11 protein-coding genes and 4 pseudogenes are annotated in these 11928 nt (G+C 69.0%); 10 read left to right on the top strand and 5 right to left on the bottom strand.

Features of this window, described 5'->3' with window-relative positions:
- Window positions 1-488 precede the first annotated feature (488 nt).
- A complete protein-coding gene (locus LE548_RS44510; RefSeq protein WP_225102741.1) occupies window positions 489-1466 on the top strand; it encodes an alpha/beta hydrolase in 978 nt (325 codons plus the stop codon).
- A gap of 348 nt (window positions 1467-1814) precedes the next feature.
- Here LE548_RS44510 and LE548_RS45845 read toward each other — a convergent pair whose 3' ends face one another.
- Entirely contained in the window at window positions 1815-1946 is a 132-nt protein-coding gene (locus LE548_RS45845; protein ID WP_263637301.1) for a hypothetical protein, read from the bottom strand.
- A gap of 114 nt (window positions 1947-2060) precedes the next feature.
- Entirely contained in the window at window positions 2061-3428 is a 1368-nt protein-coding gene (locus tag LE548_RS44505) for an NAD(P)/FAD-dependent oxidoreductase (RefSeq protein ID WP_225102740.1), read from the bottom strand.
- Between the two features lie 237 nt (window positions 3429-3665).
- Between LE548_RS44505 and LE548_RS44500 the strand changes: the two genes are divergently transcribed.
- The 5 genes and pseudogenes from LE548_RS44500 to LE548_RS44480 all read left to right on the top strand — a co-directional run bounded on the left by LE548_RS44500 (window position 3666) and on the right by LE548_RS44480 (window position 6970).
- Window positions 3666-4244, top strand: coding sequence for a Dps family protein (locus LE548_RS44500; RefSeq protein ID WP_225102739.1), 579 nt, complete (start codon window positions 3666-3668; stop codon window positions 4242-4244).
- 100 nt (window positions 4245-4344) lie between these two features.
- On the top strand, window positions 4345-4698 hold the full coding sequence (locus tag LE548_RS44495) for a LysR family transcriptional regulator (protein ID WP_308031212.1): 354 nt from the start codon (window positions 4345-4347) through the stop codon (window positions 4696-4698).
- Window positions 4632-4829 (top strand): annotated as a pseudogene (locus LE548_RS45840) (LysR family transcriptional regulator); the annotation flags it as partial. The gene LE548_RS44495 and the pseudogene LE548_RS45840, both read left to right, overlap by 67 nt.
- A gap of 106 nt (window positions 4830-4935) precedes the next feature.
- Window positions 4936-5169 (top strand): annotated as a pseudogene (locus tag LE548_RS44485) (oxidoreductase); the annotation flags it as partial.
- A 976-nt stretch (window positions 5170-6145) separates the two neighbouring features.
- A pseudogene (locus LE548_RS44480) lies at window positions 6146-6970 on the top strand (transposase family protein).
- 37 nt (window positions 6971-7007) lie between these two features.
- Here LE548_RS44480 and LE548_RS44475 read toward each other — a convergent pair.
- Together LE548_RS44475 and LE548_RS44470 are read right to left on the bottom strand one after the other, a co-directional pair.
- Entirely contained in the window at window positions 7008-7283 is a 276-nt protein-coding gene (locus LE548_RS44475) for a WhiB family transcriptional regulator (RefSeq protein ID WP_225102737.1), read from the bottom strand.
- Window positions 7284-7408: 125 nt separating this feature from the next.
- On the bottom strand, window positions 7409-8251 hold the full coding sequence (locus LE548_RS44470; protein WP_225102736.1) for an NmrA/HSCARG family protein: 843 nt from the start codon (window positions 8249-8251) through the stop codon (window positions 7409-7411).
- 377 nt (window positions 8252-8628) lie between these two features.
- On the opposite strand from LE548_RS44470, the gene LE548_RS44465 reads away from it, so the two are divergent.
- The 4 genes and pseudogenes from LE548_RS44465 (at window position 8629) to LE548_RS44450 (ending at window position 11272) form a co-directional block, all read left to right on the top strand.
- Window positions 8629-9309 carry a TMEM175 family protein gene (locus LE548_RS44465; protein WP_225102735.1) on the top strand — a complete coding sequence of 227 codons (681 nt, stop codon included), beginning with the start codon at window positions 8629-8631 and terminating at the stop codon, window positions 9307-9309.
- Window positions 9310-9517: 208 nt separating this feature from the next.
- Window positions 9518-10317 (top strand): IS5 family transposase gene (locus tag LE548_RS44460; RefSeq protein ID WP_225102742.1). Its coding sequence is split into 2 segments (ribosomal slippage): window positions 9518-9866 and window positions 9866-10317, totalling 801 coding nucleotides; the frame shifts between segments, so codons are not numbered across the junction.
- Between the two features lie 128 nt (window positions 10318-10445).
- Window positions 10446-10760: pseudogene (locus LE548_RS44455) on the top strand (transposase family protein); the annotation flags it as partial.
- 53 nt (window positions 10761-10813) lie between these two features.
- Complete coding sequence (locus LE548_RS44450; RefSeq protein WP_225102734.1) at window positions 10814-11272, top strand: ISAs1 family transposase; 459 nt, start codon at window positions 10814-10816, stop codon at window positions 11270-11272.
- Between the two features lie 14 nt (window positions 11273-11286).
- Here LE548_RS44450 and LE548_RS44445 read toward each other — a convergent pair whose 3' ends face one another.
- Window positions 11287-11523 (bottom strand): hypothetical protein, encoded by a 237-nt coding sequence (locus LE548_RS44445; protein WP_225102733.1) that lies wholly within the window; start codon window positions 11521-11523, stop codon window positions 11287-11289.
- Between the last annotated feature and the right edge of the window lie 405 nt (window positions 11524-11928).

Here is an 11928-nt window from a genome sequence, read left to right as displayed (position 1 = left end):
CCAGGTCCGCAGCGTTGTCGGTGGCGCGGGGAACCAGCCCACCGACCGGCATCGTGGACACCTTTCGACAACCTCCTGTGGGATGAACCGCTTCGATTGCAATTGCATCGAATTCCATGCGCGTGGACAGCGGTGGGCGTAAAAGAATCGGAGACTGCGCAATTACTGCGCCGAAGCTGAACCGATCAGCATTCCGGGTGGGGTTTCCGTGCGATACACAGACCCGGACCCGGCGCCCCTCGGCTGCTGCGCCGCCAGGCTATTTCGAGCCAAAGCGTCCGTATATCCCGGCAGTGCACTGGATGCGTTCCGACAGTGCACTGCCTCTCCATGCACTGTGGGGTCAGTTCCGATGCGCTCACGGACAATGTCGGCCGCCTGAGCGTCCTAGCGTGGCGACTGACGACTCCGCAGACCTCTGCGCCTGCCCCGGAGCCGCCTCACCTCGCCGGAGAGACCGGCGCACCACATGAACCCGGGAGATCCACATGTCCGACTCCGACGCCGTAGAGCCGGTCCAGCCGGTCCTGGAGCCGGCCGCAGCCGCGTTCGCCGAGGCCACGGCCAACCCGCCCTACCTCTTCGACCTGCCCCCGGCGGAAGGCCGCAAAGCGGTCGACGAGGTGCAGTCCGGCGAGATCGAGAAGCCGGCGGTCGATGAGGAGTGGATCACCGTCTCGGGTGGTCCGACGGGCAGTGTCCGGGCCCGCATCGTCAAGCCTGCCGGCGCCGAGGGGACCCTGCCGGTGGTCCTCTACATCCACGGCGCGGGCTGGGTGTTCGGCAACGCCCACACCCACGACCGCCTGGTGCGCGAACTCGCCGTCGGCGCGAACGCCGCCGTGGTGTTCCCCGAGTACGACCTGTCCCCCGAAGTCCGCTACCCCGTCGCCATCGAGCAGAACTACACGGTCGCGCGGTGGGTCGTGGAGCAGGGCGCTTCCAAGGGCCTCGACGGCGCCCGGCTGGCGGTGGCCGGCGACTCCGTCGGCGGCAACATGACCGCCGCGCTGACCCTGATGGCCAAGGAACGCGGCGGCCTCCCGCTCGTCCAGCAGGTGCTGTTCTACCCGGTGACCGACGCGAACTTCGACACGCCCTCCTACCACCAGTTCGCCACCGGCTACTTCCTGCGCCGCGACGGCATGCAGTGGTTCTGGGACCAGTACACGACCGACGAGGCCGAACGCGCCCAGATCACCGCCTCCCCCCTGCGCGCCACCACCGAGCAGCTCACCGGGCTGCCTCCGGCCCTGGTGATCACCGGTGAGGCCGACGTGCTCCGCGACGAGGGCGAGGCCTACGCCAACAAGCTGCGCGAGGCCGGCGTCCCGGTCACCGCGGTGCGCTTCCAGGGCATCATCCACGACTTCGTGATGCTCAACGCCCTGCGCGAGACCCACGCCGCCGAGGCCGCCATCACGCTGGCCACCGGCACCCTGCGCACCGCGCTCCACGCCGGCTGACACTGCGCTCAGATCGACGGTTCCGTCGTGCCGGCCGACCACTCCTACGACGGCGCTCATCACCGCGGCGGGCGCCACGGAGACCGTCGGCGGGCCTCCGACGCGCAGCTCGTCGGCAACCCGGGGCAGGCGACATACCGCGACGAGCGTCGAGGCCGAGAACGCCTCGCACGCTGCGGCCGTGTCCCGGCCCAGGAAGTCTGCCGATCTGAGCCGCGAGGTGGTTCACGCAACCAGCTGACAAGGCGGTGGGCGGCATGGCGGCCGCGTGGGACGGACTTCCAGTACGGTGCCCGTCCGCGCGGCCCTTTTGTCTTGGCACGGGCCGGGACCCCGCCGCGGGTCTGGTCACCGGCGCGGCACCGTGACCACGGCGACCAGGCCCGGCATGAGCACACCGGCGGGAAGCGCGGGTGCCGGGGACCAGGCGGCCGCCAGGACGCCGACCGCGGCGACGGGCAACGGAATCCGCCCGGCCACCAGCCCGAACGCGGCGCACTGCCGCGGTCCCCTTCCGTCAGCGCGCCGCGCAGACTCGTGGACGCCTGCGCCACCGCCTGGTGCCCCGGTCCGCCGGCGTGGTCGGGGGGTGGTTCAGCGGAGGGCTCCCAGGGCCGCCTCGATCGTCCGGTGGAAGGTGGGATAGGTGTAGATCATGTGCTGAAGCCGGTCGACTGGTACCTCGGCATGGACGGCCACGTTCAGCCCGTACAGCACCTCGCCGCCCGTCGGCCCCGCCGAGGTCGCACCAATCAGCACACCCCGGTCGGCGTCCTCGACGAGCTTGATGAACCCCTCGTTGCCCGGCCCGTGGATCCAGCCGCGCGTGGAGGAGGCGACGGTCACCACGCTGGTGCGCACACACAGCCCCTGATCCCGAGCCTGTCGTTCCGTCAGCCCCACCGCCCCGATCTCCGGATCGGTGAACGTGACGCGGGGCAGCGCCCGGTAGTCGGCGGGCGGTCCGGGCTGCCCGAGGATGTCCCGGACGGCGATCTCAGCCTGGTACATCGACACGTGGGTGAAGGCGCCCCGGCCGGTGATGTCGCCGACCGCCCACAGCCCGTCCCCGGCCCGCATCCGCCCGTCCGTGGGAACGGCTCCCGCTGCCGGGTCGAGCCCCACCGAGTCGACCGCCAGCGGAGTCAGGTCGGCCTCGCGTCCGGTGGCGACCAGGAGCCGTTCAGCGCTCAGCAGTTGTTCATCGCCCTCAAGGCGGACGGTGAACCCGGTGCCGTCATGACTGACCCGCTGTGCCCGGGTGCCCGTGAGGACGGTGACACCGTCCGCGCGCAGCACCTGAACGGCCAGCTCCCCTGCTTCCGGCTCCTCCTGTGACAGCAGCCGGTCCTGCCACTCGACCACGGTGACCGCGCACTTGAAGCGGGCGAAGACCTGGGCGAGTTCGACGCCGATGGCGCCTCCGCCGAGCACCACCATGGACGCCGGTAGCTCCTTGGCGGCCATGGCGTCCCGGTTGGTCCAGTACGGCGTTCCCTGCAGACCCGGCACCGGGGGGATCCGGGGCCGGGTGCCGGTGGCCAGCACGACACCGCGCCGGGCCTCGAAGCTGCGGTCACCGACCGTCACACGGCGCGGCCCGGCGAGGCGCCCCGTCCCCCGGACGAGCCGACCGCCCTTCGCCGTGAAGCGGTCCGCGGCCACCTGGTCGTTCCAGTTGTCGGTGGCCTCGTCGCGGATCCGTCCGGCGACCCTGGCCCAGTCCGGAGTCACGACAGCTTCACCGGCGAGGGCGGGCACCCGGCCCGCCTCGGCGAGCAGGTTCGCGGCCCGGATCATCATCTTGCTGGGCACGCACGCCCAGTACGGACACTCGCCTCCGACGAGTTCCGCCTCGACCCCCACCACGTCCAGTCCCGCTTCGGCCAGCGTGCCGGCGACGTACTCGCCGCCCGGCCCCAGCCCGACGACCACCACGTCCGCCTTCTCGTTCGCGCTCATGCCTCTCCTCGTTCCGCCGGCTCTCCGGGCATGGACTCTCCGGTCGACGCTAGAGCGGCCGGCAGGCGGCCCGAGTCCGCCGGCGCACGGAGGCTTGCCCGAGAGCGAACGCCGAGGACAGGGACCGGCACAGTGCGCTGGCGGGCACCACCGCATGCACTGCCGGTCAAGACACCCCCCGACCGGGCACCTAGCGTCACCGCGGTACGCACAGCACGGAACCGCAGGAGGCGGACCATGACCACCAACTCCCCATCCGCACATAGCAGCCAGCCCCTGCTGCACCAGAAGGGCGAGGTGATCCAGGAGTTCGGGACCGTCAAGCAGTTCCCCATCGCCCTGACCTACGAGGCGCGGATGTACTCCTGTCAGCGCCTGAACAAGGTCCTCGCGGACACGCAGATCCTCTACGGCCTCTACAAGAAGCACCACTGGCTGATGCGCGGCGCGACCTTTTACCAGCTGCACCTGGTCCTGGACAAGCACGCGGGTGAACAGCTCGACATCATCGACACCATCGCCGAACGCGTCCAGTCGCTGGGCGGCGTGGCGGTGGGAGATCCGCGGCACGTCGCCGAGATCACGTCGATCCCGCGGCCCCCGGACGGGGTGGAGGAGGTGCCGGCCATGCTGTCCCGGCTGCTGGAGGCCCACGAGACGATCCTCATCGATGCCCATGACGCCGCCGCCCGGACCGCCGAGTGCGGTGATGACGGCACCATCGACCTGCTGGTCTCCCAGGTGATCCGGACCGGCGAGCGGCAGGCGTGGTTCCTGGCCGAGCATCTGGTCGACACACCGCTGGTCCGCGCCTGAGGAACGGCCGCGGCCTCAGTCCACCTGCCGCCTACGATGCGGCGAAGATCGAAGCCCGTTGCCTTCGCGCCGGTCGGATGGCTGCTTGAGGCAGGAGCGGATGATGGATCTGCGGCAGACGGAGGTCGTCGTCGCGGTGGCGGACACGGGCGGTTACATGGCGGCGGCACCGCGGCTGCATGGGGTCCAGTCCGCCGTGCCCGGCACGATCCGTGCCCTCGAACGTGAACGGGGGAAGCTCCTTGTTCGACCGTACGACGCACCGCGTCGCTCTCACGAGGCCGGAGAATCGTTCGTCCCCGCCGCACGCGTGACGGTCGGCACGATGCAGGGGGTGTCGGCGGGCTCCACCACACCCTGGCCGCGTTGCGCGCTGAGCATCCGGGTGTGGTCGTGCAGTTGCGACAGGCGGCCGTCGCGGACATCCGGCAGGCACTGCCGGAGGGCACGGTGACTCTGGCCGTGGTGGCCCTGGACCGCCAGCAGCGTGGGCTCGCGACCCGGTCGCTGTCCCGTGAGGACATGGTGCTGTCGGCGGTACCCCGGCGGGTGCTCGCCGGGGCCACACCGAGCAGCGAGGTCCAGCTCGCCGACGTCGCCCAGCTGCCCCTGGTGGACTTCACACCCGGCTCGGCTACGCCATCTGCTACGCGATTGACCGGCCTTCCGGGCCGCGGGGGGTCGCGGCGGCGCGCTGCGCCCCCTCTTCGCCTACCTGCGGACCGTGGTCCTCCCGACCGGCATGTACGCGGCGTCGGAGGACTGGGGATCCGGCAGCGACGCGCACACGGAGGGCCTGCCCGCACGCATACGCCGGGCAGGCCGGGAGATGGCCTCGATCCTGGCCACCGGAGCACCGCATCCCGTGCCCGAAGAGGACGTCACCTTGTCCAGGGGGCAACTCTCCGATCTGCGCTTCGACTGAGCGCGTTCGAGACCTGCTTCGGGGGGACGGTGTTGCAGATCGGTGGGCCGGTCCGACGTCGGATCGGCGACGCGAACCGGTTCGGAAATCGCCGGGCCGGCAACGCACTACGCCATCGTCCGGGAGCAGGCGTGCAATGAGAGGCAGGCCGACGTCCAGGCCGGCGTTGTCGACCCACCGGATGCACGTCGGCCAGCGGTTGACCAAGCAGCGTCAGCATGCCATCTCGCAAGGACCGACGGACGGACAGCATCGGTTCTGTCCCCAGCCGCCAGTGATTCTTCGTGTGTGTGCGCTGAGGGCATGAAATCTGTGCGCTGTGGAGCCGCCACAAGCACCCGGCCGTTGACGGTCGACCCTGACCGCCGTCATCGCCGCGCGGTTATTGATCACCGGTGCTTCCGGCCCAGCTTCTGCAATCGAGGGGAACCGGTTCCACCCGGGAGGAGACGCCAGGGCACAGTCAGCGTGGTACTCCGCGGTCGTTGGCGCGCACCGCGTCCCCGCCTCGCATCGTCGAGCTCCCCCAGGGCGCGCCCCGGTCGCCGTCCGAGTCTCGACTTGGAGATCTGGTACAGCCGGGTGAACTTCTGAACGCCCTGGCGTCAGTTCTCCAATGAGGCTGGGCCATGGGCAGTCCGTGGCCCTCGCCTCCGACGGCATTGCTCGGGCCGTCCGGGAAGCGCTGCCGACACTGACGGGAGACCTAGGTGCCGCACACACCACGAACTGCTCTTGGCGGATGTGAACGACGTAGTACCGGGCCCGCCTGTACCCCCATTGGTCCTTCTGGACTCCCAGTTCCATGCCGGCGGCTTCTTTGCCGCTCTCACCTGGACCAAGCGCGCGACGCTTCCTGTCGCTTCCCCATTGAGAGCGATGGATCTCGATGTCAGTGAACCACTTTCATCCTGTCCCGGCCGGGTGAAATGAGCTGGTCAGGTGGGGTGACGTGGCGAAGCCCCTCGTCGTTGGTGTGGTGATCTCACTCAACACGCCATCCGCCGGGGGCGTTAGTTTTCCGTATCCGTGCTCGACGTCCCGCACGAGCTGGTCCAGCACGTCTCGTGGCTCATCTACGCCCGAAGGCGTGAACTTCGCTCGGTCTGGCGGAGGTTGAGCCGCTTCAAGCAGGCCCTGCTGGTTCTGGCACACCTGCGGAAGAACGAGACGTTGGCGCAGGTCGGTGCCGGGTTCGGAGTTTCCGAGGCCACCGCGTGGCGGTATGTGCACGAGACCGTCGAAGTCCTCGCCTCGTGGGCGCCGGGACTGCACGAGGCCCTCGGCGGCCTGGGCGAAGGCGACTTCGTCATCCTCGACGGCACGCTCACCCCCACCGACCGCATCAAGGCCGACGAGCCGTACTACTCGCAGAAGCACAAGAAGCACGGGATGAACGTCCAGGTCATCGCACATCCCGACGGCACATCGCTGTGGTTCTCACGGGCAACGCCGGGCCGAACCCATGACCTGACCGCGGCCCGTGCCCACGGCATCGTCCGGGCCTGCCTCACCTGCCAGATCCTCGTCCTGGCCGACCGCGCCTACCAGGGCGCCAACGCCACCGTCCGCACCCCGTACTACGGCCACCGCGACTTGCCCAAGCACAGCAGTACAACCGCGGCCACGCCGGCCTGCACGCTCCTGGCAAACGCGCCTTCGCCCGCCTCAAGTCCTGGCGACACTGCAGCGAGCACGCTGCTCAACCAACCCCATCGGCAGGACTGCGGCAGCCCTGCACACCCTCTTGACCTGCCAATACTCAGGAGAAAAGAGGTTCAGTTACCTCAATGACAAATGACCGTTGGCGTTTCGCCCCGCGGGGGCTGCTGGACACGTCAGTGGCGACGGACGCTCTGGGCCGTCTCCTGCCGCTCCGACTCCGTGCGACCGCCCCAGACGCCGTAGGCCTGGCGAGAGGCCTCGGCGAAGAGGCCACAGGCAGAGCTGACTGGACAGGGCCTGCAGATCGCACGTGCGGCCTCTTCCCGCCGTCGGCGCGCGGTGCCCCGCTCACCGGTGGGTGAGAAGAAGACGGAGCTGTCCATGCCACGGCACGCGGCGTCGGCCTGCCACTTCCATATTTCCAAAAGGGGCTTCGTCCGGGATTTCACGAAGACCTCCGCTCGAATGATCCGCAATGGTCCTTATGTGGCGCCATTGCTACGGTAGCGACGGCTACCCGAGACAGTTGTCTTTCGCTGCACGCAGGGAAGTCCACCAGCGCACTGTTCGACCTCTAAGCAAATGTGCGGCGCGCCCAGTCCGCGAATCCGGTCCACGGAATTTCCGGGTGAGCGCCGTGCAGCGCGGGAATGTCCACGCGATAGCCGGGTCCGTTCAGAAACGTCCACATCGCATGCATATCCGGATTGCTGATCTCTGTCAGCGGTACGTACTCGTGACGGACCTCCCGTCCCAGTACCGCCCCGAGCGTGGCGGCCATCTGCGCAGGGGTGGGCGCGTCACCGGCCAGCTCGATACGCCGTCCCGCATAGAGGGAGGGGTTGAGCAGGACTTCCGCCGCGAACGCACCGAGGTCGGGGCGGGCCAGCTGCTGCAACGGCCGGTCGGGCGGGAGCGGCAGATCGAGAACGCCGTTCAGGATGCGTTCCGCACCGCCCAGGGCGTTGTCGAAGAAATACGTCGGCCCGAGGATCGTGTAGGGCACGTCCCCGGAGACCAGCTCGGCTTCGATCCGAGCCTTGCTGTCGAAATGGGGTACGCCGCTACTTTGGTCGGCGCCGGCTACCGAGCTGAACACGAGATGGGGCACGCCCGACTCGCCGGCGGCGGCGAGGATCGCCCGCCCCTGAGCCACTTCCGCCTCCACACCGGCCTCAAAGGGAGTGGTCAACGCGAAGACGCCCGCCACCCCGCTCATCGCGGCGGCGAGCGACGCGCGATCGCTCAGGGATCCCGTCACCACTTCGACGCCTCGGCGGGCCAATTCCCGTGCGGCTCCTCCAAGGGGGTCACGTACCAGCGCCCGGAGCCGCGCATCGTGGCCCAGCAACGCGTCGGCCACGGCACCGCCCTGCCCGCCGGTTGCCCCCAGTACCAGGATCGGCCCATCGACCATCGCAGAACGTCCCTCCTTGAACAGGCATGGCAGTGGATCAACGCACCGGCCCCACCGTATCCATCGGTCCTGGACGGCAGACGCAGCCGCGCGGCTGCTCGATCGTAAGCACCTGATCGCTCGGCACATTGCCTGTCGGCGCACGACTTGGTTCACAGCACCGCCACACCGATGCCGCTCGCCGGCCACGCACCCAGTGGACGAGACTCGGAGACGGGGCGTGAGCTGAACCGTGGCTGAACCGTATGAGCCAGCCGCCTTCTCCGCCCGCTCCTTCGTGGTGTCCAGAACTGCACAAGCCCTGCTGGGTGGGCGTGGTGAAGGAGACGGCACACGGATACTTGTGAACGACATGAGTCAGTACGTCAGGAGTCGGCTTGTCCCGCACCCACCCCCGCAAGTTCTCCCGTTCCGAGACCACACGTGCCGAGGCCTTCAGCGACGGTGTGTTCGCCATCGCCGTCACGCTTCTCGTCCTCAATCTTGCCGACCCTCCGCACAGACCGGGCGGCCTTGGCCAGGCCTTGTTGGCCCAATGGCCTGCCTACCTCGGCTATGTGGCGTCCTTCAGCTACGTCGCGGTGATCTGGCTCAACCATCACCAGGCCTTCGTCCGTATCAGGACCATGGATCGCGGGCTGCATGCCGCCAACCTGTTTCTGCTGCTCACCACGGGGTTGCTGTCCTTTCCGACCGCGGTGGTGGCCGACGCGCTGCAGGTAGATCCCGTGGGAGCGGACGCGCGGGTGGCCGTCGCTCTGTACGCCGGCATCGCCGCAGCGATGTGCCTGAGCTGGGTGGCCTTCTACCGACAGATCTCCCGCCGGCCCGAGCTACTGGACCCGGACGTGGAGGACACGTACGTGCGGCACGGGCGGCTTCGTTCCTGGGCCGGAGCCCTCGCCTACACCGTGGCCGGGCTTCTCGGGGTGCTCGTCGCACCGCTGCTGGCGATCGCCGTGTTCGTTCTCCTCCCTGTCTTCTACTTCGTCACCAGCGAAGGTCTGCCCCGTAGGACGGTTCCGCCTGACGCCGGACATCGGGCCGTGACCGGATAAGCGCCTGCCTCCCGAGGACGAAGAAGCCACCACCCCGAACCGAGGGCCGGGTTCCGCAGGCTTACCGGAACTCGACCGCATGGCAGGTCGTCTCCGCCCTTTCGCCCGCTCTCGGGGCCGGGCGGGTTCACTGGTGGCGATCACGGCCGGCGCGGGAGCCTTTAGAAGTCATCTCATTTGGCTGAGTAGGCTGTCGGTCGTGGTGGGGATCATTGAGCGGCTGGTGCCGGACGAGTTGTGGGAACTGTTCCAGCGGGTCGTGCCGGAGGCGCCGTCGCGGCCTCAAGGCGGCGGCCGGCGCCGGCACGGCGACCGTGAGGTGCTGGCAGCGATCGTGTTCGTGGCGACATCGGGCTGCACGTGGCAGCAGCTGCCGACGTCGTCGTTCGGACCGTCCGGGGCGACAGCTCACCGCCGGTTCACCGAGTGGACGAAGGCCCGCGTCTGGGCCAAGCTGCACCGCCTGGTCCTCGACGAACTCGGCTCCCGCGGCGACCTGGACTGGTCTCGCTGCGCGATCGACTCGGTGAACATGCGGGCCCTGAAAAGGGGGAGTTGACAGGTCCGAATCCTGTCGACCGGGGCAAGTACGGCTCGAAGATCCATCTGATCACCGAGCAGACCGGTCTGCCCCTGTCTGTCGGCATCTCCGGTGCCAACGTTCACGACAGCCAGGCCCTGATCCCGCTCGTGAAGGGCATACCGCCGATCCGATCCCGGCGAGGCCCCCGTCGGCGCAAGCCCGACAAACTGCACGCCGACAAGGGATACGACTACTCCCACCTGCGGCGATGGTTATCCCAGCGGGGCATCCGGCACCGCATAGCCCGCAAGGGAGTCGAGACCTCACAGCGGCTCGGCCGGCACCGCTGGACCATCGAGTGCACGATGGCATGGCTCGCTGGATGCCGTCGTCTCCATCGTCGCTACGAGCGCAAAGCCGAGCACTTCCTCGCCTTCGCGAGCCTCGCCTGCACCCTCATCTGCTACCGCAGGCTCGCCAAATGAGATGACTTCTTAGTCGGATGCCGTCTGGTTCGTGACGGTGTGTCTGGTGGCTGCACGGTCCGGGAACAGAAGCAGGCAGGTTCCAAGATCATGGAGTTCTCGACGTCCCGTGATCCGACTGGAAGACCGTGCCTGCCCGCGCATCATCTCCGATCCCGCCCGCTCTTGACCAGCTCCGTGATCAGCCGCAGGCCGGCTCTGGGGAGGTGTCGGGCCTGTTGGAGCGGCTGGCCGAGGTGCCGGACCCTCGTGATCCGCGCGGCGTGCGGCACGGCCTGGCCGTCGTCTTGACCCTGACCGCCTGCGCGGTCCTGGCCGAGGCGACCTCGCTGCTGGCAGTGGGCGAGTGGATCGCCGACGCGCCGGCCCACGTGCTCGGGCAGCTTGGTGTCTGCCCCGACCCGGTGCTGCCCGCGCGGCAACTGCCCTCGGAGTCCGCAGTACGTCGACTGCTGGCCCGGATCGACGGCGATGCCCTGGACCGGGCGGTCGGACGATGGCTCGCGGACCGAAGCCCGCCGGACGGCCCGCGCTGGCCGTGGACGGCAAGAGTCTGCGAGGGGCAGCGAGAGCACGTGGGCGGAAGATCCACCTGCTCGCCGCCCTGGAACACACCACCGGCCTGGTCCTGGCTCAGCTCGACGTCGGCGACAAGACCAACGAGATCACTCGCTTCCAGCCGCTGCTGAAGACCGTCGTCGGCCTGGCCGGCGTGGTCGTCACCGCAGACGCCCTGCACACCCAGCGCGAGCACGCCGCCTATTTACTGGGGCGACAGGCCCACTACATCGTGATCGTCAAGGGCAACGTGAGGAATTTCCGCAAGCAGCTCAAGGCCCTTCCCTGGTCGGACATCCCGCTCCAGGGGCGGACCCGCGGCGTCGGCCACAGTCGCTCGGAGATCCGCCGAATCAAGGCCTGCACAGTCACGGCAGCTGTAGTTCTTGATCGGTAGGGCATCGTCGCTGGTCAGGTCGTTGCGGCGGTGATGTTGTTCCATCTCCGGTGGGCTTCGGCGGCTTGGTGCTGGTGGTGGCGGCGCCAGGCGGACCAATGCAGGAGGTGGTCGCGGTCGCGTCGAGGGCCGGGCAGGGCGGTGATCCTCAGGAGTCGGAGCAGTTCGCGGCCGCTGGGCGGGACGAGCTCGCTGCCGGTGGTGGCCGTGGTGGTGCGGGCGCGGGTGACGGCCAGGACGGCGCTCCGCAAGGGAATTCCGGCGTCGTAGCGGCGGCGCGTCGTGTCTGCGGAGCAGCCCCCCGCGCGTATGCCAGCGGGACCGGGCTGCGTCAGCGTGCGACCTCCGCTGCCGTGCTACGTGCTGTAACCGCCGCCGCGGTCCACGCCAGCCTGGACAGGCCGGGCTCGCAGGACGGCGCGGTGCGGGTGTTGCTGCTGCTGAGGCGGGCATCGTCGAAGCCACGGCTGCGCAGCCCGGCTTGGTCCGGCGCTCATGGGCTGCGCTAGAGGGGGCACTCGCGATGCTTCGCTTGGCGTCAGCAGTACAGGAGAGCGTCGTGGTTGTAGGTGAAGGACGTCAGGGATCCGGCGTAGCCCGCGACGTAGTAGTCGTCGTGGCCAAGGTCCGACTCAACGACCACCGTGTGGCCGGTG

It is taken from the genome of Streptomyces sp. CoH27, from assembly GCF_020181035.1.
GTDB classification, from domain to species: Bacteria; Actinomycetota; Actinomycetes; order Streptomycetales; family Streptomycetaceae; genus Streptomyces; species Streptomyces camelliae.
The sequence above is the reverse complement of the archived record's forward strand: the minus strand, read 5'-3'. Positions and strand labels throughout refer to the sequence as shown.